Source organism: Lysinibacillus sp. NPDC047702, from assembly GCF_050272555.1.
Taxonomy (GTDB): domain Bacteria; phylum Bacillota; class Bacilli; order Bacillales_A; family Planococcaceae; genus Lysinibacillus.
In genome coordinates, this window is the sequence record NZ_JBNNMG010000034.1 from 22,774 (window position 1) to 44,568 (window position 21,795).

Below are 21,795 nucleotides of genomic sequence, written 5' to 3' on the forward strand. Positions count from 1 at the left end.
GCCGGTTCCTCTCTAAGATTCTATATTTGCTATAATTGTTGCGATTCCTTGACCAACACCGATACACATAGAAGCCAGTCCGTAATGTACGTTTTGTTTCTTCATTTCGTAAAGTAACGTTGTTAAAATACGAGCACCACTTGCACCTAGTGGATGGCCGAATGCAATCGCACCACCGTTTACGTTCACCGTGGCTGGGTCTAGTTCAAGCTGTTTCATGGATTCTAATGCTTGTGAAGCGAATGCCTCGTTTAGTTCATAAAGCCCGATATCCTTTGTTGTTAGCCCTGCACGATGTAGCGCTTTTTTAGAAGCATAAATCGGTCCTAATCCCATAACAGCAGGCTCTAATCCCGCAATAGCTCCTGTTACATAACGTGCTAAAGGTATGATATTCAGTTCCTTTGCTTTGTCAGCACTCATTAACAATAGAGCAGATGCGCCGTCATTGACACCAGAAGCATTACCAGCTGTTACTGTGCCGTTTTCGAAAATGGGACGTAATTTGGCCAGTGCTTCAAGTGTCGTTTCTGGACGCGGATGTTCGTCTGTATCAATAATCGTTTCATTGCCTTTTTTATCTTTAATGCGCACGGGTACGATTTCATCTGCGAAACGATTTTCTTCAACCGCCTTTTTCGCACGTTGTTGGCTTTCAAAGGCAAAGGCATCTTGTTCTTCACGGCTAATGTTAAAGCGTTGTGCCACATTTTCAGCTGTTTGTGGCATTGTATCAGCTCCATACATGGCTTGTAGCTTTGGGTTTGTAAAACGCCAACCAATCGTTGTATCGAATAATTTTTGATCGCCACGCGGATAGTCTACTTCAGGTTTACCCATGACAAATGGTGCTCGTGTCATGCTTTCTGTACCACCCGCTATAAAAATATCACCTTCACCACTTTTGATAGCACGGGCTGCGAAGTGTACAGCATCCATTCCTGAACCACATAATCGATTTATGGTTGTTCCACCAACCCCAATTGGTAGCTCTGCAAGTAAAGCGGCCATACGTGCAACATTTCGATTATCTTCACCAGCTTGGTTAGCGTTTCCGAAAATCACATCTTCTATTTGTTCAGCGGGCACTTTGGGATTTCGTTCCACAAGTGCTTTAATCACTATGGCAGCTAAATCGTCAGGGCGTACAGATTTTAATACGCCTTTATATCGTCCAATTGGTGTACGTACAGCATCTACGATAACGACTTCCCTCATTTTCTTATCACCTCTTTTTGCTCGGTATAGTCATAAACACCTTTTCCACTTTTACGTCCTAAACGCCCAGCTTGTACATATTGTTCAAGTAGTGGTGCTGGACGGTATTTTTCACCGAGTTTTTCATGTAAATAACGCAAATTATTTAGGCGTGCATCAAGACCAACTAAATCTACCAACTCAAATGGACCCATTGGGTAATTTAAGCCAAGTTTAATTGCTTTATCAATATCTTCGGGTGTACCTAAACCCTCTTGTAACATGTAAAATGCTTCATTACCAACGAGTGCACTGATACGACTAGTAACAAAACCTGGGAATTCGTTAATGATAACAGTTTGTTTACCCATTTGTTCAGCGATTTCTCGAATTGTTTGTGCAGTCTCATCGCTTGTTTCAAGACCTCTTATAATCTCGACTAGCTCCATTTTATGTACGGGATTAAAGAAGTGCATAGCGATTGTTTGTTCGGGTCGTTTCGCATAAGAAGCGATTTCTGTTGGACTCATTGTTGAGGTATTTGTCGCAAATAAACAGTAGGGGGATGCAAACTGTTCCATTTGTTCAAACACAGCTTTTTTAATGTCTTTTTTCTCTGGCACAGCTTCAATGATTAAATCTGCATTTTTTGCAACAGCCGCTAAGTCTGTCACATAAGCAAGACGTAATCTAGCTTCTTGAGCTTGTTGAACTGTTAATTTTCCACGTGTAACGGATTTTTCAAAAATAGATGTAAGTTCATTTTGGGCATTTTCCAACGCTTGTTCATTAATATCGATAATAGCTGTTTCAAAACCACCGACTGCGCTTACGTACGCAATTCCACGACCCATAACGCCTGATCCGATGACAATGACTTTTTTCATGAAAGCTACCTCCTTGTTGTGAAAACCATATACGAAGAGTGGGGATAGCTCATCGCATATGGTTTTTGTGGTGGTTAAACGCCCAGTGGGTTTAGTGGGCGGCTACCATAATATGAAATGATACTTTTAGTTTCTGTATATAAATCTAATGTTTCAATACATAACTCGCGACCGAAACCAGATTGCTTATAACCTCCAAATGGTGTACCTGGCATTGCAGAGAATGGGCAGTTAACCATTACTATACCTGCTTGGATTTGATTTGCGACACGTGTAGCACGTGCACCATCTTTTGACCAAACCGCTGAGCCTAGACCAAATTCAGAATCATTTGCTAAGCGAATCGCTTCTTTCTCATCACCAAATGGCATCACCACTACCACTGGACCGAATATTTCCTCACGTACAACTTTCATAGATTGATTCACATCTGTAATAACAGTTGGCTCATACCAAAAGCCATTTTCAAAGCCTTGTATTGTCGCAACTTTTCCACCTGTTAAAATTGTAGCGCCTTCTTCAATGGCAGATTGTACATAGCCATCGATGACGTTTAATTGATCTAAGTCGATAATCGCACCCATATGTGTGCCCTTATCAAAGGGATCACCTAGTTTAATCGCTTTTGTTTTTGTAACAAATTTTTCTAAAAACTCTTCATAAATGTCTTTGTGTACATATAAGCGAGAACGTGCTTCACATGATTGACCGGAGTTATAGAAAATACCGTATAGTGAACCATCTACTGCAGCATCAATATCTGCATCTTCGAATACTAAATTAGGTGATTTACCACCGAGTTCTAATGTGACACGTTTTAACGTTTGAGATGCTTTTTCCATAATGCCTTTACCGACTGGTGTAGATCCTGTAAATGCTACTTTGTCGACTTGTTTATGTTCCACTAAGTAATTCCCTACATCTTTGCCTGATCCAGGAATAACATTCACAACACCATTTGGAACGCCTGCTTCTAAGCAAATTTCTCCTAAAATAATTGCAGTTAAAGGTGTTAAAGAAGCTGGTTTGACAATAACGGAACAGCCAACAGCAATAGCCGGGGCAATTTTCCATGCAGTCATCATTAGTGGATAGTTCCAAGGAACAATTTGAGCGCATACACCGACAGGCTCTTTCTCCGTATAGTTATGGAATTGACCTGGCAAGTTGTTCACTGTACCACGGTGACCAACGATTGCACCTGCATAAAACTCAAAATCTTCGATTGCTTGGTGTACTTGACCTTGTGCTGTGCCAAGTGATTTTCCTGTATCAAGCATTTCAAGTTCTACAATTTCATTGAAGCGTGAACGCATAATGGCAGCAATCTTGTTGAGTACTTGTGCACGGCGATTAATAGGATATTGTTTCCATTTGCCGTGATCAAAAGCCTCGCGAGCCGCTTGTACTGCACGCTCGGCATCTTCTTGTGATGCTTTTGCGACGGTTGCAACGACTTCACCTGTTGCAGGGTTAATCGTTTGGAATGTCCCACCATTACTGCTTTCAACTTTTTCACCATTAATAATTAAATGGTAAAAATCACGCTTCACTGATACTTGCTCTTGTACTTGTTGTGTCATTGCCATTCACTCCTTCTTATTGTCCGCTAAATTGAGGCTGTCTTTTTTCTGTAAAAGCTTTCATACCTTCTTGATAATCATCTGTAGTGCCTGCAATACTTTGACTTTGTGCTTCATACTTAAGGAAGTCTTCAAACTTTAGGTGTTCTGCTGCCTTCATATTTCGTTTAATTAAGCCAATTGCTTTAGTAGGTAGCTGTCCAATCTGTTGGGCAAACGTATGGACTTCATCTTCAAATGTGTCATCGCTATAGATAGCGGTTGCTAATCCTAATTGTTTGGCTTCATCTGGTTTAATACGTTGCCCAAGTATAGAAATTTCAAGTGCTTTGGCATCACCTACTAATTGTTTTAAGTAGTATAAATTCCCTGAATCTGGAATAAGACCTACATGAATGAAGGCATTCATAAAGAAGGATTTTTCTGCCATTACACGAAAATCTGCGGCAAGTGCTAGACTAAAGCCAGCACCTGCTGCGGCACCTTTCACAGCTGCGATAATCGGTTTTTCACAGCTATGTATTTGTTGCACCATAGGGCCATAGTGATCTGTTAAAATATCACCAAGTTTCGTACCTTTATCGATGGCGGACAAATCTTGACCTGAACAAAATGCGCGTCCTTCACCACGTAATACAATGCATCGTATGGTAGCATCTGCAGAGGCTTGCTTAACAGCAGTGCGAATTTCATGATTCATTTGTACTGTAAATGCATTTAATGTGTCAGGGCGATTTAACGAAATATACGCCACAGATTCTCTTAGCTCATATCGAATAGTTTCAAACATAATTATCTCCCCTTAAAGTTCGGTTGACGTTTTTCAACGAATGCTTGCATGCCTTCTTTTTGATCTTCTGAAGAGAATAATAGATAGAAATTTTTCCGTTCAAATTGCATACCTTCATAAAGTGAGTAGTCAACAGCTTTGTTGACGGACTCTTTAATGAGGCGGACAGCGAGTGCTGGTTTTTTCGTGAGCATTATCGCTACTTTCTGTGTTTCTTCCATTAATATTTCTGGTTGTACAATTTTGTTGATAATGCCATGTGTGAGTGCTTCTTCGGCCGTAATGCGGGCGGCACTCCAAATCCACTCCAATGCTTTTGTACGTCCTACTAATTTTGTTAGACGTTGTGTACCACCTGCACCAGGCATAACACCGAGGTTAATTTCTGGGAAACTAAATTCAGTGCCTTCCGCTGCAATTAATAAATCACAACAAAGTGCTAATTCAAAGCCACCACCGAACACGAACCCCTTGACACTACCGATAATAGGTTTTTTAACTTGCGCGATACGATCCCAGTCAGCGAATTGATTTAGTAACTCTAAATGAACAGTATTGTCTGTAGCCATTTCGTCGATATCTGCACCCGATGAAAAAGCTTTTCCATGCCCTGCTACGACAATCACTTGTACGTAGTTGTCATGGTCAAATTGTTCCATCGCATACATAATTTCGCGTATCATTGCACGATTTAATGAATTGTATTGGCGAGGACGGTTCAAATAGATATACCCAACCCCGTTTTCAATCGTTACTTCAATAAATGTGAATGCTGTCATTACGCATCTTCACCGATAATAAGTGTGACAATGTCGCTCGCAAAGCTCATTAAATCTTTTCCTGATGCTTTGCCCTCTGGGGAACGTAGTCCATTTTTTAAATCTTCTGCGCTATCATATGTCATTTCGCACATTAAATAATAAGGTGAATCTGTGCCCATCGGTGTTGAACTGAACTTTGTGATTTTCATTTCACGTAAGCCTGGAATTTTTGCTGTAATTGGTGTGTGTACGTTTTCATAGTGCTCGTCAAATGCTGCCTTATCTGCAGGGTGTTTATATAATGCGACTAATTTAGCCATAGTTGAATACGCTCCTTTGTCTACATTGAAGTAGAAATTAATTTCATTGCCTCAAACGGGTTTTTACAGCTCTTGCAATATAAAATACTGCGGCATGCTGTGGGACCAAATATATTTTCAAGCGTGACATACGTAGAACCACAGTATGGGCAATCGACATGCCAAGAACCGTCTTCATTTAAAAACCGAGGTGGAGGGGCTATGCCGAATTGCTTTAAGCCCTCTCGACCTTTTGCTGTTACACGATCGGAAGTCCAAGTAGGATTATTAATAAAAACGACAGCTACTTCACGAACGTTTTCTAATTGAGAAATCGCTTTTTCGATATTTTGTTGAATGATTGTCAGTGCAGGACAACCTGAAAATGTTGGTAGCACTTCAATACGAATATGACCATCATTAATTTGAACACGCTCAATCATGCCAAGATCAATTATGCTTACCGTATCGATTTCAGGATCTTTTACTGTATCAAGTACTTTATAGATGTGTGTCTCGTGCAATTCAATAGTCGGCATAGTCACCCTCCTTTGTAAATTGACATTACCAACTTGCTGCTAAATCAGAACGATAAACCTCTGACATTGTCTCAATCGCTGATGTTAAATCATCTGTATGCTGACCGTTACGACCATTGATTGTAGGTGTTGGTAATACAGGTACGGCAATTTTTATTGATTCAAATATTGGTTTAATAATCGCTGACCAGCGTTCTTTTAAGGCTTCTTCAGATTCGATTAAATCAAATGTTGCTAGGCGAGGTGCTACATCCCCGTATGAGAATAAATCGCCTGCATCTTTGATGACTTCTTCTAATGCTGCAATCATACGTGAACGTGATTCTTCTGTTGCTGTAAATAATTGAGTAAACCAAGCTGTCCAGTGCATTTGGTGGTAGTATAGTTCGGCACTAATCTTTGTAACGATTTCTTGGATTGGACTATAGCTGCTTGCTTTTAAGGCTTCAATTTTTGCTTTTTTTGCAGTTGAATAGATATAATTACGTGCAACCGCATAGCCCCAATCATAATTAGGTGCTTCTTTGTAGTAGCCTTCACCATTTGGACGTTCAACAAGTAGACTATTGCTACGTTCTTCTTTTGGTCGAAGCTGTGCTAAAGAATCTGAATTGCCTTCACCAAGTTCTTCTAACAATGTGTAGTATAGTTTTGCGTGCCCCATTGTATCTTGTGTAATAGATGAGAAAGCCACATCTTCTTCAATATGAGGTGCTAACCCAAGCCATTCTGAGCCGCGATAAGAGAATAAATAATCATCATCTGCTAATTGATATAGCAACGTAGTTACTGATTTTTTAAATTCAGGAGTTACTTCTTTGCTCATCTTTTTTACCTCCTCCAGCCCAAGATAGGATTTCTTTTTCATCTAGCATGCCTTGCTCATAGTGCCGCCATTTTTTCTTTAAATATCCATAGCCTTTTGTTGTACGATAGTCTTTATTATCTAAGCGTTGCAATGCTTGTTTGCTTTCTTGTGTTAAGCCATGTACATGTTTACGATTTACTACCCAAATGTCTACGACAGGTTCACGACGCATAAAGTTTTCCTGAGCCATCACTAGGGCTATTTCTCCGTTTGGAGCTAGGAGACTGAATTGATGCTGAAAATGGGATGTTGGTGTTCGTTTACTAAATACTTCAAATTCTTGATAGAAAGATTCTTTTTCCACGATAGTACCTCCCTCTAAGAGTTAATTTGCTAGTGCAGTTAATGCTTCACGTACCCAAGCGTTATTTTCGTACGATGAGCGACGAAGTGTTAGACGTTCCTGTGAACATGGACCTTCATTGCGTTGAATTTTCTTGAAATATTCCCAGTTTGGTTGTTCGTAAATCCATTTTTGTTGTGCCTCATCAAAGTGTAAAGTTGGATCTGGAACTGTTAAACCTAACGATTGAATACGCGGAATGTACTTTGTTAAGAAACTTTGACGTAATTCTTCGTTTGATAACACGCGAATTTTGTATTTAATTGTTACATCCTGTTTGCTTGTGCCTGTTGTATCCTTTGTTTCTGGACCAAAGAAGAATAACAATGATTCCCACCAGCGATTTAATGCATCTTGCACTAGTTCACGTTGTTCAGGTGTTCCTTCTGCTAACGCCATTATGATGGCTTCACCATGCTGTGCGTGGAACACTTCTTCTGCACAAATTCGTTGTAAAGCACGTGCATATGGTCCGTAAGAAGCACCTAACATATTTGTTTGTGAGATGATAGCTGAACCATCTACAAGCCATCCGATTAATCCTGCATCACCCCAGGATTTTGTTTCCATATGAAATACATTATGAAATTTAAGACGGCCCTCGAATAAATCAATCATCAAATCGCCACGGTTTTTCCCATATGGTTTTAGTAAGTCTTCTGCTACGCGCAATAATAATTGGCCATGACCCATTTCATCTTGTACTTTTGCCATAATACCTAGCTTTCGATATAAAGTAGGGGCTTTAGGAACCCACTCTTTTTCAGGAAGAGCACCCATGATTTCACTGATACCATGCATAGAAATCAACTTGATTAACGCTAATCGGTATTCTTCTGGCATCCAATCATCTACTTCGATTTTGTCTCCTGCAGCAATACGTGCCTCAAACTGCTCTTGTAATTTTTGTTCAGATAATTGTGTTGCTACACTCATTGTAAAAGCCTCCTTATAACTAATTTTAATTACCCGTTCTTATTTCGTTATATTAAAAACCAAAAAAATTATTCGTCTAGCAGTCTTTCAGAGTTACTTGCTACTTTAATGGATTCTGTAGGGCAACCTTCCATTGCATCCTCTAAATCATCATATAAATCTTCAGGTACTTCTTGACAGCCTTCGTTATCATCTAAAATAACATATGCAATACCCTCATCATTATAATCAAAGATTTCCGGAGCTGATGCACCGCAAGCGCCACATGCAATGCATGTAGTCTGATCTACTCTTGTGAATTTAGCCATACTTATTTGTTCCTTTCAAAAACCTTCTGCATCAGGTCTTTTCTTCCATTAAACTCGTACTATGCAACGGCTGTACTTTAGATGTTGGGTCAATATAAACTTTCGCATTACTAATAGCTGTTGGTGCTTCCCCGAAACCACTGACAATTAACTTTACTTTTCCATCATACGTACAAATATCACCAGCAGCGTAAATACCAGGGATGTTCGTTTCCATGCGAGAATTGACTACAATGGAGTTTTTGCTAATTTCTAAGCCCCAGTCTTTAATTGCACCTAATGATGAGACAAAGCCAAAGTTTACGATCACATCATCTACCCCATAGATTGGTTCTATTGTTTCATCTTTCGCATGTTTTAATTTGACATGAGTAATGATTTTTTCCCCAATTAGCTCTTCAGGGACATAAGGTGTAATCACCTCGACAGAAGATTTCATCAAATTTTCTATACTATGTTCATGTGCACGGAATTTGTCGCGTCTGTGTACGATTGTTACTTTTTTAGCGATTGGTTCTAGCATCATAGCCCAATCCACTGCCGAATCTCCACCTCCGAATACCATGACGTTACGATCTTTGAAAGCATTAAGATCATTGATGAAGTAATGTAAATTATGTTCTGCATACTTCTCTTCCCCGTCGAACTCAAGTGTACGAACTTTGAAAGCACCATTTCCTGCAGTGATAAGAATTGTACGAGAGTAATGAATTCCACTTGTCGTAACAAGTGTGAAAATACCATCTTCATCTTTTTTAATGGTTAGTACAGATTCTTTTGTACAGACATCTACTGGAAATGTATCCATTTGCTCTTTTAGGTTGTAGATAAGATCTTGAGCACGTATTTTAGGGAAACCAGCAATATCATAAATATATTTCTCTGGATAAAGCGCTGCTAGCTGGCCCCCCAATTGGGGGAGACTTTCAATAATTTTTACGCTCATGCCACGCATACCGCCATAAAAGGCGGCAAACATGCCAATAGGTCCTCCCCCAATAATCGTCACATCTTTTATTTGTTCTTTTTCAATCATTGAATAACCTCCCGCCTCTCATTTCTCCGATCAATAACACGAATTGCCTTTCCTTCTGATCGAGGAATAGAACCGATGTTTTCAATCACAAGACTAACAGAAACTAAACACGCATTTTTTAAATCATGTTTGACTTTTCTTGATAACATTTGAATCAGCGGATGGTTTAAGTTTCCGCCAATTTCTTTATATAATTTTGGTGTCAACTCCACATGTAGCTCTAGCTCATCCATATTCCCTTTCTTCAATATATGAATTTGATAGTGTGGGGCTAAACCTTCAACTTGTAGCAATTCACGCTCAATTTCTGACGGGAAAACATTCACTCCTCTAATAATCAACATGTCATCCGTACGTCCTTTAACACGAGCCATGCGTATTGTTGTACGTCCACATTTACACTTTTCATGTGTAATTGAAGTAATATCACCAGTTCGATAGCGAATAATTGGTAGCGCTTCCTTTGTTAAGGTTGTAATAACCAGTTCACCATCTTTGCCAGCCTCTACAGGTTCTAATGTCTCAGGATCGATAATTTCCACAAAGAAATGATCCTCTGCGATATGTAAGCCATTTTGACCTTCATAACATTCTATTGATACACCAGGCCCCATGACTTCACTTAAACCGTAAATATCTAAAGCACGAATTTTTAATTTGTTCTCTATAGCACGGCGCATTTCCTCTGACCAAGGTTCTGCACCAAATATCCCGTACTCAATGCCATTTGTTTCTGGATCAATCCCCATTTCTTCCATCTTCTCAGCGATGGTCAAAATATAGGATGGTGTACCTGCAATGCCACGTGGTTTGAAGTCTTCAAGTAATGTAATTTGTCGTTCTGTATTGCCTCCTGAAATCGGTACAACTGCTGCGCCTAATGCTTCAGCCCCGTAGTGTAAACCAATTCCACCTGTAAATAGGCCGTATCCGTAAGCATTATGGAAAATATCTGATTTGCGTCCCCCTGCGGCAACAATAGCACGAGCTAAAAGTCCCGACCACATATCGATATCATTTTTTGTATAGCCGACAATTGTTGGTTTTCCACTAGTACCTGAGGAGCCGTGAATACGGACTACCTCATCCATAGGAACTGAGAAAAGTCCAAATGGATATTGTTCACGCAAATTTACTTTTTTTGTGAATGGTAATTTTCGGATATCCGCTAAACTTTGAATATCAGCAGGCGTTACTCCTAGCAGATCGAATTGTTCCTTGTAAAAAGATGTATTATTGTATACTCGTTCGACTGTTTTTTTTAAACGTGTCAGTTGAATCTTTTCCATTTCTCCCCTTGATGCTGTTTCAATTTCTGGATGATACATTCCCTAATCCCCCTTTTAGCTTTTACAGTTCATTACAATACAAAACTTTATATAACATTTTAATAACGACAGTATTTATACTGTAATCTATTTATAAGATAAACAAATTAATCTGAATTGTCAATATATTTTGTTTTATCTCTTTAAAGTTACTTATTTCTAATTCTCAAGCTATTTTCTTTTAGTTATGTTAATTATATTTCTAATAGTCCGTATAACAGTAATAGCATTCCTAAATAATTTTTACCGAAAATACATGCGGAAAATCAATATAATTCTACATAGCACACATATTACCTAATTCCTTATTTACTTTTTAAATAACCAATGTTAAATTGATTTTATATTTCACTTTTATTACAGTCGTTATTATTATGTATTAATATGTGCAATACAATCGTTGGGTACATTCTGTTCGAATAAGGAATATATTTACAATTAAAAGGAGGGAATTTGTATTGACGTTATCTGAAACACAACAACACGAACAATATTACGACGACATTTTTGACGCTTTAAAAAACGAACCTTACGCTAATTATTTAGGGATGGAATTAATAGAATTGAAAGCAGGATTTGCGAAAGTGACACTTTCACCAGCTACTCATATGCTGAACACACATGGTACTGTACACGGGGGCATTATTTTTTCACTAGCTGATTATGCCTTTGCAGTGGCAAGTAATTCTTATGGAACAACTGCTGTTGGTGTGACAAATACGATTAACTACATGAGCGCGAGTTTTGCTGATCACAAACTAACAGCTATCGCTCAGGAAGTGAAAAAGACACGCCGCTTAGCTTGGTATCGCATCGATGTGTTAAGTAACGATGAATTATGCGCAACAATGGAAGCGATGGTTTATCGTAAAAATGAAAGTTTTATTGGATAAGAGTAATCAATTTCGCCTTGGCGTAATTGCGTCTGGATTTTGAATTGTGCCCGCACAATTCATTCCTTTGAAAATCCGTGACATCCGCCGGAGGCTGTATCTTCATTCAGTAGGTGTTTGGACAACTACTGAAAAGGAACCAAAACCGCATTCATCTCTCCACCTGTAGAGATGGGAGTCTTCTGCTGAATGAAGATAAAGTAATCAAAAGTGAAATGGCAATGCTGATGTGATTGAAGGAGCAATCTATCAAATATCCACCGGTTGCTTGTTATAGTAGATGTGTATGAAACCTTTTTGAGTGATGAATAGGTTTCATACACATCTTTTATTACGCTTAAATCCATCTCTAGTTTAGTGACAAGGAGGGATCTTGAAGTTGTCTTCTTATCCCTTTACTTTTGCTAGCGCAGTTGGTTTTTTCTGCGGTATACCAAAGTACGCCTCTTGTACTTTTGAATCATTTAATAACTCTTGGGCTGTACCTGAAATTGTCATTTGACCATGCGCTAATACACAGGCACGGTCAGCAACCTTTAAGGCCGCTTTTACGTTCTGTTCTACCAAAATAATCGTTGCACCTCGTTCATCACACAGTTTACGTAAAATATTCATGATATCTTTCACAATTAAAGGCGCGAGTCCTAATGAGGGCTCATCTAGCATTAATACTTTAGGATTGGCCATCAAACCTCTTCCAATAGCTACCATTTGTTGTTCCCCTCCTGAAAGTAAGCCACCAGGACGATTGAGCATTTGCTTTAAGCGTGGAAATAATTCTACGATTTCCTCGTAGTCACGATGAATCGTTTTCTTATCTTTCTTATAACGATGATAAGAACCAAGCATAAGATTGTCTTTTACAGATAACGAAGAAAAAATTTGTCTTCGTTCAGGTACTAAACAGATTCCTTTGGCAACTGTCCTTTGTACACCATCTCTAGTAATATCAAACCCCTTGTATTCGATTTTCCCCTCAGTTGGCGTATATACACCAGCTAGAGTACCAAGTAGCGTACTTTTCCCTGCACCATTTGATCCGACAATTGACAGTAATTCTCCTTCTAATAGCTCAAAATTTATACCTTCAAGGACGTGTAAATACCCATGGTGGGTATGTAGATTTTCGACTTTAAGCATACTCCACACCTTCTTCCTCATCATCGCCCAAGTATGCTGCCAGGACTTGTGGATTTTGATAAATCTCTTCAGGAGTGCCTTCTCCGATTTTTACACCATTATCCAAAACTACTAAACGATCTGAAATGGACATAACCGTTTCCATGTCGTGTTCAACAAATAAAAATGTCATACCATCCGCCCGCATTTTCAAAATTACGTCGACTAATTGTCTAGATTCTTCAGCGTTCAGACCTGCCATTGGCTCATCTAATAATATTAGTTGTGGTTTTGAAATTGCTGCACGCGCAATTTCAAGCAACCTCTGATTACCATAAGGCAATTTATCTGACATTTCATAGGCGAATTCGGCAATTCCTACGTCCTTTAAACATTGCAATGCCCTTTCCATTGTTTGAACTTCTTCATTGACGACAGCCGGTAATCGTAAACCTGCCGTTAAAATGTTTGTTTTCATCGTAATATGTGCCCCAGTCATCACATTTTCGATGACGGTCATATTATCAAAGACTTCTAAATTTTGAAATGTTCTTGTCACACCAGCTTGTGCTATTTGATATGGTTTTTTACGTGTTAATCGCTTACCTTGGAAGTACACATTTCCAGATGAACTAGGCAATACTCCAGTAATCATATTGAAAAGAGTCGTTTTACCAGCTCCATTCGGACCAATAACAGCGAAAATTTCACCTTTATTAATTGTGAAGGATACATTGTCTACAGCAACAACACCGCCAAAAATCTTTGTTAAGTTTTCTACGCTTAATATAAGTTCTTTGTTAGTCATTAGTTTTCCCTCCTGTTGCTTGGGTATTGATAGTTAAAGTCATGTGAGTAGTGTTACCCTTCTTTTTAAATTTGGAGAAAATTTTCTCGAATTGTGGTACTAAACCATTCGGCATATAAATTAATGTTAAAACAAGTAATAAACCGAAGAATACGATTTCAAATTCTCCCCCAACATTCGGTAAAATCAATGGTACATAGTGCTTTAATATTTCTCCCAGTAAAACATACGTTGCAGAGCCAATAATGGCACCCCAAATATTACTTAATCCCCCGATAATGACCATTATTAAAAAATAAATCGACGTATTTGCTGTAAACAAATCTGGATTAATAAATGATACATAATGGGCTAATAAGGAGCCAGAGATAGATGTGAAAATAGCACTCGTCATGAAGATTTGTAGTTTATATTTCATTAAATTAACACCAACTGCATCTGCTGCAATTTCACTTCCCTCAATGGAACGTAAACCACGGCCAATACGTGAGTGAATAATGTTACGTGCAATAAACAGTGCGACAAAAACAAATACCCAAATAAGATAGAAGTAACTACGATCTGTGACGAATTCAAAGCCAAATAAGCTAATAGACGGAATACCAAAAAAGCCGTTTGAGCCTCCAGTAATCTGTGTTAACTCCTTGAATGCGGTATAGACAATAATACCAAACCCTAATGTTGCTAATGCTAAATAATAGCCCTTCAATTTAAATGTTGGAATACCAATTAGTAAAGCAACAAGCGCAGAAATTAGTGCACCTACAATAATTGCTAACCAAGGAGATAAACCATGTGTACCTGTCATAAAAGCGGATGTGTAGGCACCGATTCCATAAAAGGCTGCGTGACCTAAAGAAATTTGTCCTGCGTATCCCGTTAGCATTGTTAACCCGATACATACTAATGCATAAAATCCAATCATTGTAAAAATGGCAAGTGTATAAGTAGATCCCACAAGCGGGATACAAAATAGCAGTGCAAAGAAAATACAAGGTCCAACCAAGCTGTTATTATAAATTAGTTTTAAATTTTTTTTTGTCATAGCTTTTGTACCCCTTATACGCGTTTTCCTGAAGCTTTAGCAAATAGACCTTCAGGTTTTACAAATAAAATTAATAGCAATAAAGAGAAACTCACTACATCTTTTAAACCTGAAGACCACAATCCTTCTGTAAACGCTTCAATAATTCCGATTAAAAAGGCACCTGCAATTGCAGCTGGGGCATTTGTCAATCCACCTACAACCGCTGCTACAAATGCTTTTATGCCAAGCATCATTCCCATATCATAGGATGCACCGGATATTGGAGCGATTACTGTACCCGCTAAGGCTCCTACTGCAGCACTTACAACAACCGCAAGTAATGACATTTTATTTGGGTTTATTCCCATTAAACGAGCAGCAAAAGGATTGACCACACAAGCTGTTAATGATTTTCCTGTAAATGTGTAGTTAAAAAAGTACATCATGACGATTAAAATTATGATAGAAAGACCAATTGCCCAGAGGTTTTGCGGAAGTAATACGGCATCTAAAAATTGAATTGGTGTATTATCCATAAATGGCGGTAATGTTTGGGCTTGTGTCCCCCAAATTAAAATCGCAATCCCACGGAATGCTATCGAAACCCCAATTGTAATGATAATTAGTGTTGTCATGGATGATTTACGAGCGGTATGAATGGCTGTTCGTTCAAATATTCCGCCAATAGCCGCTACAATGGCGATACTTAAAATAATGGCTAACCATAAGGGTAGATTTGCTTTTACAAGTGAAATACTGATTAAAGCACCAAACATAGCAAATTCACCCTGTGCGAAGTTAAGAATACCTGTCACGTTATAGATAATAACGAATCCCACTGCAATCAGTGCATAAATTGCTCCTATTGTTAAACCTGAAAATAATAATTGCAACATTTGAGAAAATGTTTCCATGATATCATTCACTCCATTTCATTTCGATGTAACTAAATTGATAATGAATGAACAGTGATGGGGAGACACCACTGTTCATTGAATTTGTATTATTTTTATCAGTTTTCTAAAGTCCATTTTCCGTCTACAATACGTACTATTGCAAAACTATCTGGACTTAATCCCATATGGTTTTCAGCATTGATGTTAAATGTACCTGTTAGGCCTACAAATTCCCCCAGTTCTTGCTCAATGAAATCCCGAAGAGCGGCGCTATCAGTACCTTTCGCTTCAATTGCTTTTGTTGCAATAGTGAAAGCGTCTGCTGCATATGCACCGAACGTACTTGCCGATTTATTGTATTTCGCTGTGTAAGATTCGTTGTACGTTATTAATAGTTCTTTTTGTGGATTTGAATCTTCTAAACTATTTGCAACTAATAATTTTCCTGTTGGTAAAATTACATCATTCGCTGCTTCGCCTGCGACTTCAATAAATTGATTTGTTGCAATTCCATGACTTGCAAGCACAGGCATATCTAGTGCTAATTCACGAATGTTTTTAATAACAACTGCAGATTCCTGTACAGTTCCCCAAACGATAATTGCATCTGGATTTGCTTTTTTCACACGTGTTAATAATGGTTTTGCATCTGTGACTGTTGTTTCGAATTCATCTTCAATCACTGACTCTACACCGTATTTAGGGGCATGTTTAACGAATTCGTCATGACCACCTGTACCATAAGAATTCGCAACATTTAACCATGCTACTTTTGATAAGTTATGATCTTTTAAATATTGTAAAATACGTTCTACTGCTTGTTGGTCGTCTTGTGGCATCTTAAATACCCATTTACGCGCTTTGCCATCTTCACCTACATAAATTTGTTTACTTGCAGCAACCGAGATATAAGGTACTTGATTTTGTTCTGCTAAAGGCAACATAGCTAATGAGTTACCACTAGTTGTACCGCCTATTACAAGTGATACTTTGTCTTGAGTTAATGCTTTTTTCATTGCAAGAATTGCTTCATTTTGGTCTGATTTATCATCATAAGTTACTAATTCAATTTGTTGACCGTTAATTCCGCCTTCTGCATTTTTTTGATCTACTAACATTTTAAGTGTTTGCATTTCTGGTTCCCCAAGAGCAGCTGCTCCACCAGATGCTGAAAAAATCCCTGCAATTTTTATTGAATCCGCTGTTGCTCCTGTACCAGATTCTGAGCTAGAAGATCCTGCTGATGATGATGAATTGTTTTTTCCTGAATCAGATGATGAACCACACGCTATCAAAAATAACGCACTCACCAATAGGAAAAGTGATAGTAAAGTCTTTTTCATAAAATACTACACCCCTTAATTATTTTTATACCTATATAAACCGCATCCCTATTAAAAATGACGGTATGTATAGCTCCTCATGAATAAAAAACATAACGAAAATTATTTAATTACATTTTTTTTGTAATACAAAGGTTTCTTAAGATAACAACTAATTTTATTTTCCAAGAAAAAAATCACACATTCTAGATTTTAATAACTATAAAGTAGAAAAAATCTGCTTTTATTAGTCCAAAGAATAACATGTATTGTAATAAATGATAAATACTAAAAATATACACATCAAATCATTATATATACGTTTTTTATATATCCGTTTTTATTTTGTTATATTTTTAATCAAATTAAATCATATAATTTGACTTATAAAACCCTTGCCACCTCTAGTAAAATTGCATTTTCCTTGCAAATATAAAGGAAAGAAACATATTAAATATAAAAAACGTTATATTCTAAAAAATCTGAAAATATGTTATTATACATAATAAATATACTTATTCGACAAAATACTGCATTTTAAGTATAAAGGTGGGAAATTTTATGGATCTTAGGCAATTAAATTACTTCATAACAATTGTCGAGGAAGGACAAATTACGAAAGCTGCAAAAAAACTTCATATGGCACAGCCTCCACTTAGCCAGCAGTTAAAAATGATGGAAGAAGAATTGAATTGTAAACTACTAGATCGAAATGGTAGGACACTTGATATGACGGGTCCCGGAAAAGTGTTATATGAAAAAGGGAAAACTTTATTATCTAATTTCGAGGATACTATTTCTGAAATAAAGGAAGTAGGAGAAGGCTTAAAAGGTGTTTTATCCATAGGCGCAGATCAAACTTGTTTATCCTATATACCTGAAAAAATCAAGATTATGCTCGACCGATACCCCGATTTATGCTTTAAAATTATCGAAGGTGATACATTATTCTTAACAGAGAGCCTTTTAAGTAAAGAAATCGACGTAGCTATTTTACAGCAGCCCATTGAAGATGAAAAATTTTTTTCGTTAGGCTTAGGTGTTGAGGAATTTGTACTTGCTACACCATCGAAATGGAATTTACAGAGCCCGATTCATATGGAAGATTTAAAGAATATACCATTTCTTTCTTTTTATCGTCATCATAACTGTAATACACTTCGTATTATTTTAGATGAATTTAAAACTCATGGATTTGAACCAAATATTATTTGTGAGTGTACTAATATTGCCATGGTCTCTTCCTTAATTAGAGAAGGAGTAGGTGTGACCATTTTGCCGAAAACAAGTCTAGATAAGTTTTCTATTGATGGCATTAAAATTATTGAATTTTCTAATTGTTATATCCAGTCAAAGGCGACGATAGTTTGGCCAAAAGAACGATATTTAGCAAAATATGCACTGAATTTTTTAGAATTGTTTACTAAAAATGGCAATTAATCAAATTTACCTATATAAAAAATGTGCTTCTAGGAACGTGATCTTTGCTTGCCCCGTAGAAATAACAGACCAAAACTCCATAGAATGAACATTTTAAAAAGGAAAGCAATTGTTTTGAAATTTCATTTGGGTAATAAATCTATTTTATATCTCATACTTATATTTACTCAGACATAACGATCTCTATAAAGCATCGCATGCGTCTCCTTTAAAATATATTTACAAAGAAAAGCTACCATCGAATATCTCCAACGGTAGCTTATTTTTCTATTTACTTCTTTAATTCTCTGCACTTGCCGCTTCGACCCAGATTATTTTGGGGCTATTACTTCTTTCCCGCCCATATAAGGTCTTAATACCTCAGGAATTATTACGCTTCCATCAGCTTGCTGATAGTTTTCTAGGATAGCCGCTACTGTACGTCCAATAGCAAGACCTGAGCCGTTTAATGTGTGCACATACTCTGGTTTTGCATTTGCTTCACGACGGAAGCGAATATTTGCACGACGTGCTTGGAAATCCTCGAAATTAGAGCAAGAAGAGATTTCACGATACATGTTTTGTGCTGGAATCCAAACCTCTAAATCATATTTTTTTGCTGCCGTAAAGCCTAAATCTGCTGTACACATCTTTAATTTACGGTAAGGTAGGCCAAGTAATTGTAGTACCTTTTCAGCATGACCAGTTAATAGCTCTAGCTGTTCATATGATTCCTCTGGCTTTACAAAGCGTACTAATTCTACTTTGTTAAATTGATGCTGGCGAATTAAACCACGTGTATCACGTCCCGCAGAGCCTGCCTCTGAACGGAAACATGCACTATATGCAGCAAAGCCCTGTGGTAATGCTTCTACAGATAAAATTTCATCACGATAGAAATTTGTTACAGGTACCTCTGCAGTTGGAATTAGGAAATAATCTGTTTCTTCTAATTTAAATACATCTTCTTCAAACTTCGGAAGCTGACCAGTACCTGTTAAGCTATCACGATTAACAATCACAGGTGGCAGCATTTCCTCATAACCATGCTCTTCTGCATGTAAATCCATCATAAATGTCATTAATGCACGTTCTAAGCGAGCTCCAAGACCACGATAGAATAAAAATCTGCTACCTGTCACTTTTGCTCCACGCTCGAAGTCTACAATTTTTAAATCTGTTGCAATATCCCAGTGTGCTTTAATATCAAAATCAAATGTCGGTACCTCACCCCAAGTATATTCCACAACGTTGTCATCCTCTGTTGTGCCCACTGGTACAGATTCATGCGGGATGTTTGGTAAACGCATCATCATATCTTTAAAACGGTCTTCTACATCATTTAATTGGACATCTAGCTCCTTAATTTCATCGCCAACCTGACGCATACGAGCAATTACTTCATCGGCGTTTTCTTTATTACGCTTCATCACAGAAATTTGTTCAGATACTTTATTACGCTCAGCTTTAAGCTCTTCTGTTTTTGCAATTAATTCACGACGTTTAGCATCTAATACTTCAAAATCGTCTAAGTTTCCTAAATCCTCATTACGTGTTAATAGCATTTCTTTAACTTCAGCGAAATTATCGCGCACGCGTTTAATATCTAACATCGTTCATACCTCCAATAGATTCTAAATGATGGGAAATAATAAGTCAGGTGAACACAAAAAAGCCCTCATCCCATAAAAGGGACGAGAGCTACCCGCGTTGCCACCCTAATTGACTAGACACCATGTCTAATCCACTTATTTCATAACGGCATTTCAGCCGGCGACAGCCTACTTCATTAACTTCGACTGCGCAACTCCAGGACGGATTCACAAGTGTTTTTATCAGCTTCCACCAACCGCTGACTCTCTAAAAAAAACGATCCTGCTACTACTTCCCATCATCGTGTTCAGTTATTTAAATTTTATCCATACTGTACTATACGAAACGACATTTTGCAAGTCAAACCATAGACGATACAAAATATTTGAGAATACGTGTATCTGTTGTTAATTCAGGGTGAAAAGAACAGCCTAATAAATGATCATCCTGCGCCAAAACAATTTTCCCTTCATGCTCTGCTAGGACTTCAACACCTTCACCAACTGATACAATATGAGGTGCACGTATAAAAACAGCAGGAATTGAGTCACCTATTTTAGGTATATTAAGGTCTACTTCGAAGCTATCTACCTGACGCCCATAAGAATTTCTTGCTACTACTACATTCATAACTGCTAAATGCGGCTCATAATCCACTACTTCATTTGCCAATAAAATTAAGCCTGCGCATGTTCCAAACATTGGCAATCCAGTCTTTGCAAGTGTGCGAATTGGCTCTAACAGCTCGTATCGATTCAGCAACTTTCGCATTGTAGTACTCTCCCCACCAGGTAGCACAAGTCCATCTAGTTGCTGCAAGTTATTGTGCTGTTTTACCAAAACAACCTCACAGTCTAGTGACTCTAACATTTGCATATGCTCTCGTACCGCTCCTTGCAATGCTAATACACCAATTCGTTTCATGTTACCAGCCTCGCTCCTGCATACGCTCATTTTGACCAAGCTGTGCAATATCAATGCCTTTCATTGGAACCCCTAGCTCTTTTGATATTTCGGCTAAAAGCTTATAGTCCTTATAATGTGTCGTAGCCTCTACAATTGCCTTTGCAAACTTCTCTGGGTTTTCTGATTTAAAAATACCTGAACCAACGAACACCCCGTCAGCCCCAAGCTCCATCATTAAAGCTGCATCAGCAGGCGTAGCGACACCACCAGCTGCAAAATTCACCACTGGTAAACGCCCATTTCGTTTAATTTCTCTTAATAATTCAAACGGAGCTCCAAGTAATTTAGCCTCTGTCATTAGCTCATCCTCTGTCATACCGACCACCTTACGAACTTGCGCATTCACTTTACGAATATGGCGTACAGCCTCTACAATATTCCCTGTTCCTGGTTCACCCTTTGTTCGCAGCATTGAAGCTCCCTCACCAATGCGTCGAGCGGCTTCTCCTAAATCACGGCAGCCGCAAACAAATGGTACAGTGTAATCACTTTTTAATAAATGAAACTCTTCATCTGCAGGTGTCAATACTTCACTTTCATCAATATAATCAACACCCATTGCCTCTAAGATTCTTGCTTCGACTATATGCCCTATACGTGCCTTAGCCATCACAGGTATAGAGACTGCCCCCATAACCTCCTCAACAATTCTAGGATCAGCCATACGTGCAACGCCGCCCGCCTTACGAATATCTGATGGTACCCTTTCTAATGCCATGACAGCTACAGCTCCTGCTGCTTCAGCAATTTTTGCCTGCTCTGCATTTATTACGTCCATAATGACGCCACCCTTTTGCATTTCTGCCATTCCTCTTTTTACTAGCTCTGTGCCTGTTTGTTTCATGTTTCTAACCTCCATCTTTATGATGAAGTCTAG

The 21,795-nt window shown here is 38.2% G+C and carries 23 protein-coding genes and 1 other annotated feature; of the genes, 2 read left to right on the forward strand and 21 right to left on the reverse strand.

The genetic code is table 11. From position 1 onward, the window contains the following. Positions 1-12: 12 nt before the first annotated feature. From ACQKIM_RS16220 to ACQKIM_RS16280, 13 genes are all read right to left on the reverse strand, one after another. Complete coding sequence (locus ACQKIM_RS16220) at positions 13-1,218, reverse strand: acetyl-CoA C-acyltransferase (RefSeq protein ID WP_427545704.1); 1,206 nt, start codon at positions 1,216-1,218, stop codon at positions 13-15. Next, complete coding sequence (locus ACQKIM_RS16225; RefSeq protein ID WP_427545706.1) at positions 1,215-2,084, reverse strand: 3-hydroxyacyl-CoA dehydrogenase; 870 nt, start codon at positions 2,082-2,084, stop codon at positions 1,215-1,217. Before ACQKIM_RS16225 ends, ACQKIM_RS16220 begins: the two co-directional genes overlap by 4 nt. Positions 2,085-2,158: 74 nt before the next feature. After that, positions 2,159-3,667, reverse strand: a complete 1,509-nt coding sequence (locus ACQKIM_RS16230; RefSeq protein ID WP_427545708.1) for an aldehyde dehydrogenase family protein — start codon at positions 3,665-3,667, stop codon at positions 2,159-2,161. 16 nt (positions 3,668-3,683) lie between these two features. After that, positions 3,684-4,457: an enoyl-CoA hydratase-related protein gene (locus ACQKIM_RS16235; protein ID WP_427545709.1), complete on the reverse strand. Its 774-nt coding sequence runs from the start codon at positions 4,455-4,457 to the stop codon at positions 3,684-3,686. A 2-nt stretch (positions 4,458-4,459) separates the two neighbouring features. Further along, positions 4,460-5,236, reverse strand: a complete 777-nt coding sequence (locus ACQKIM_RS16240; protein WP_427545711.1) for an enoyl-CoA hydratase/isomerase family protein — start codon at positions 5,234-5,236, stop codon at positions 4,460-4,462. After that, the gene (locus ACQKIM_RS16245) at positions 5,236-5,538 is read right to left on the reverse strand and encodes an EthD family reductase (protein ID WP_427545713.1); all 303 of its coding nucleotides are present in this window, start codon (positions 5,536-5,538) and stop codon (positions 5,236-5,238) included. Before ACQKIM_RS16245 ends, ACQKIM_RS16240 begins: the two co-directional genes overlap by 1 nt. A gap of 20 nt (positions 5,539-5,558) precedes the next feature. Continuing rightward, positions 5,559-6,056: a 1,2-phenylacetyl-CoA epoxidase subunit PaaD gene (gene paaD, locus ACQKIM_RS16250; RefSeq protein ID WP_427545715.1), complete on the reverse strand. Its 498-nt coding sequence runs from the start codon at positions 6,054-6,056 to the stop codon at positions 5,559-5,561. A 25-nt stretch (positions 6,057-6,081) separates the two neighbouring features. Continuing rightward, entirely contained in the window at positions 6,082-6,882 is an 801-nt protein-coding gene (gene paaC / locus ACQKIM_RS16255) for a 1,2-phenylacetyl-CoA epoxidase subunit PaaC (RefSeq protein ID WP_427545716.1), read from the reverse strand. Then, a complete protein-coding gene (gene paaB / locus ACQKIM_RS16260; protein ID WP_427545718.1) occupies positions 6,860-7,228 on the reverse strand; it encodes a 1,2-phenylacetyl-CoA epoxidase subunit PaaB in 369 nt (122 codons plus the stop codon). The genes paaC and paaB overlap by 23 nt, the downstream gene beginning before the upstream one ends. Before the next feature lie 21 nt (positions 7,229-7,249). After that, a complete protein-coding gene (gene paaA, locus ACQKIM_RS16265) occupies positions 7,250-8,203 on the reverse strand; it encodes a 1,2-phenylacetyl-CoA epoxidase subunit PaaA (RefSeq protein WP_427545720.1) in 954 nt (317 codons plus the stop codon). A gap of 68 nt (positions 8,204-8,271) precedes the next feature. Then, the gene (locus tag ACQKIM_RS16270; RefSeq protein ID WP_427545722.1) at positions 8,272-8,511 is read right to left on the reverse strand and encodes a ferredoxin; all 240 of its coding nucleotides are present in this window, start codon (positions 8,509-8,511) and stop codon (positions 8,272-8,274) included. Between the two features lie 31 nt (positions 8,512-8,542). Continuing rightward, positions 8,543-9,547, reverse strand: coding sequence for an NAD(P)/FAD-dependent oxidoreductase (locus ACQKIM_RS16275; protein ID WP_427545724.1), 1,005 nt, complete (start codon positions 9,545-9,547; stop codon positions 8,543-8,545). Beyond that, the gene (locus ACQKIM_RS16280) at positions 9,544-10,875 is read right to left on the reverse strand and encodes a phenylacetate--CoA ligase family protein (protein ID WP_427545726.1); all 1,332 of its coding nucleotides are present in this window, start codon (positions 10,873-10,875) and stop codon (positions 9,544-9,546) included. Before ACQKIM_RS16280 ends, ACQKIM_RS16275 begins: the two co-directional genes overlap by 4 nt. Positions 10,876-11,333: 458 nt before the next feature. On the opposite strand from ACQKIM_RS16280, the gene ACQKIM_RS16285 reads away from it, so the two are divergent. Then, positions 11,334-11,768, forward strand: a complete 435-nt coding sequence (locus tag ACQKIM_RS16285) for a hotdog fold thioesterase (RefSeq protein ID WP_427545728.1) — start codon at positions 11,334-11,336, stop codon at positions 11,766-11,768. Positions 11,769-12,155: 387 nt separating this feature from the next. Here the strand turns inward: ACQKIM_RS16285 and ACQKIM_RS16290 are convergent, their stop codons facing one another. The 5 genes from ACQKIM_RS16290 to ACQKIM_RS16310 all read right to left on the reverse strand — a co-directional run bounded on the left by ACQKIM_RS16290 (position 12,156) and on the right by ACQKIM_RS16310 (position 16,961). After that, entirely contained in the window at positions 12,156-12,908 is a 753-nt protein-coding gene (locus tag ACQKIM_RS16290) for an ABC transporter ATP-binding protein (protein WP_427545730.1), read from the reverse strand. Continuing rightward, positions 12,901-13,695, reverse strand: a complete 795-nt coding sequence (locus tag ACQKIM_RS16295) for an ABC transporter ATP-binding protein (protein ID WP_427545732.1) — start codon at positions 13,693-13,695, stop codon at positions 12,901-12,903. The genes ACQKIM_RS16290 and ACQKIM_RS16295 overlap by 8 nt, the downstream gene beginning before the upstream one ends. Next, positions 13,688-14,740: a branched-chain amino acid ABC transporter permease gene (locus ACQKIM_RS16300; RefSeq protein ID WP_427545734.1), complete on the reverse strand. Its 1,053-nt coding sequence runs from the start codon at positions 14,738-14,740 to the stop codon at positions 13,688-13,690. Before ACQKIM_RS16300 ends, ACQKIM_RS16295 begins: the two co-directional genes overlap by 8 nt. Before the next feature lie 14 nt (positions 14,741-14,754). Continuing rightward, a complete protein-coding gene (locus tag ACQKIM_RS16305) occupies positions 14,755-15,636 on the reverse strand; it encodes a branched-chain amino acid ABC transporter permease (RefSeq protein WP_427545736.1) in 882 nt (293 codons plus the stop codon). A gap of 98 nt (positions 15,637-15,734) precedes the next feature. Continuing rightward, positions 15,735-16,961 carry an ABC transporter substrate-binding protein gene (locus ACQKIM_RS16310; protein WP_427545738.1) on the reverse strand — a complete coding sequence of 409 codons (1,227 nt, stop codon included), beginning with the start codon at positions 16,959-16,961 and terminating at the stop codon, positions 15,735-15,737. A 540-nt stretch (positions 16,962-17,501) separates the two neighbouring features. On the opposite strand from ACQKIM_RS16310, the gene ACQKIM_RS16315 reads away from it, so the two are divergent. Beyond that, complete coding sequence (locus ACQKIM_RS16315) at positions 17,502-18,380, forward strand: LysR family transcriptional regulator (protein ID WP_427545740.1); 879 nt, start codon at positions 17,502-17,504, stop codon at positions 18,378-18,380. Between the two features lie 311 nt (positions 18,381-18,691). On the opposite strand, the gene serS is transcribed toward ACQKIM_RS16315, so the two are convergent. The 3 genes from serS to pdxS all read right to left on the reverse strand — a co-directional run bounded on the left by serS (position 18,692) and on the right by pdxS (position 21,762). After that, positions 18,692-19,972 (reverse strand): serine--tRNA ligase, encoded by a 1,281-nt coding sequence (gene serS, locus ACQKIM_RS16320; RefSeq protein WP_427545742.1) that lies wholly within the window; start codon positions 19,970-19,972, stop codon positions 18,692-18,694. Between the two features lie 74 nt (positions 19,973-20,046). Next, positions 20,047-20,263: a binding site (T-box leader), on the reverse strand. A gap of 49 nt (positions 20,264-20,312) precedes the next feature. Further along, a complete protein-coding gene (pdxT, locus tag ACQKIM_RS16325) occupies positions 20,313-20,876 on the reverse strand; it encodes a pyridoxal 5'-phosphate synthase glutaminase subunit PdxT (protein ID WP_427545744.1) in 564 nt (187 codons plus the stop codon). A gap of 1 nt (position 20,877) precedes the next feature. Next, complete coding sequence (gene pdxS / locus ACQKIM_RS16330) at positions 20,878-21,762, reverse strand: pyridoxal 5'-phosphate synthase lyase subunit PdxS (protein ID WP_427545746.1); 885 nt, start codon at positions 21,760-21,762, stop codon at positions 20,878-20,880. Positions 21,763-21,795: the final 33 nt, after the last annotated feature.

Excerpts from the sequence above, each read along its gene's own strand:
- ACQKIM_RS16235 (WP_427545709.1), bottom strand. The coding sequence starts at position 4,457 with ATGTTTGAAACTATTCGATATGAGCTAAGAGAATCTGTGGCGTATATT.
- ACQKIM_RS16225 (WP_427545706.1), bottom strand. The coding sequence starts at position 2,084 with ATGAAAAAAGTCATTGTCATCGGATCAGGCGTTATGGGTCGTGGAATT.
- ACQKIM_RS16295 (WP_427545732.1), bottom strand. The coding sequence starts at position 13,695 with ATGACTAACAAAGAACTTATATTAAGCGTAGAAAACTTAACAAAGATT.
- paaC (WP_427545716.1), bottom strand. The coding sequence starts at position 6,882 with ATGAGCAAAGAAGTAACTCCTGAATTTAAAAAATCAGTAACTACGTTG.
- serS (WP_427545742.1), bottom strand. The coding sequence starts at position 19,972 with ATGTTAGATATTAAACGCGTGCGCGATAATTTCGCTGAAGTTAAAGAA.
- ACQKIM_RS16220 (WP_427545704.1), bottom strand. The coding sequence starts at position 1,218 with ATGAGGGAAGTCGTTATCGTAGATGCTGTACGTACACCAATTGGACGA.
- pdxS (WP_427545746.1), bottom strand. The coding sequence starts at position 21,762 with ATGAAACAAACAGGCACAGAGCTAGTAAAAAGAGGAATGGCAGAAATG.
- ACQKIM_RS16270 (WP_427545722.1), bottom strand. The coding sequence starts at position 8,511 with ATGGCTAAATTCACAAGAGTAGATCAGACTACATGCATTGCATGTGGC.
- ACQKIM_RS16275 (WP_427545724.1), bottom strand. The coding sequence starts at position 9,547 with ATGATTGAAAAAGAACAAATAAAAGATGTGACGATTATTGGGGGAGGA.
- paaA (WP_427545720.1), bottom strand. The coding sequence starts at position 8,203 with ATGAGTGTAGCAACACAATTATCTGAACAAAAATTACAAGAGCAGTTT.
- ACQKIM_RS16315 (WP_427545740.1), top strand. The coding sequence starts at position 17,502 with ATGGATCTTAGGCAATTAAATTACTTCATAACAATTGTCGAGGAAGGA.
- ACQKIM_RS16230 (WP_427545708.1), bottom strand. The coding sequence starts at position 3,667 with ATGACACAACAAGTACAAGAGCAAGTATCAGTGAAGCGTGATTTTTAC.
- ACQKIM_RS16290 (WP_427545730.1), bottom strand. The coding sequence starts at position 12,908 with ATGCTTAAAGTCGAAAATCTACATACCCACCATGGGTATTTACACGTC.
- ACQKIM_RS16280 (WP_427545726.1), bottom strand. The coding sequence starts at position 10,875 with ATGTATCATCCAGAAATTGAAACAGCATCAAGGGGAGAAATGGAAAAG.
- ACQKIM_RS16240 (WP_427545711.1), bottom strand. The coding sequence starts at position 5,236 with ATGACAGCATTCACATTTATTGAAGTAACGATTGAAAACGGGGTTGGG.
- ACQKIM_RS16245 (WP_427545713.1), bottom strand. The coding sequence starts at position 5,538 with ATGGCTAAATTAGTCGCATTATATAAACACCCTGCAGATAAGGCAGCA.
- ACQKIM_RS16300 (WP_427545734.1), bottom strand. The coding sequence starts at position 14,740 with ATGACAAAAAAAAATTTAAAACTAATTTATAATAACAGCTTGGTTGGA.
- ACQKIM_RS16305 (WP_427545736.1), bottom strand. The coding sequence starts at position 15,636 with ATGGAAACATTTTCTCAAATGTTGCAATTATTATTTTCAGGTTTAACA.
- ACQKIM_RS16310 (WP_427545738.1), bottom strand. The coding sequence starts at position 16,961 with ATGAAAAAGACTTTACTATCACTTTTCCTATTGGTGAGTGCGTTATTT.
- paaD (WP_427545715.1), bottom strand. The coding sequence starts at position 6,056 with ATGCCGACTATTGAATTGCACGAGACACACATCTATAAAGTACTTGAT.
- pdxT (WP_427545744.1), bottom strand. The coding sequence starts at position 20,876 with ATGAAACGAATTGGTGTATTAGCATTGCAAGGAGCGGTACGAGAGCAT.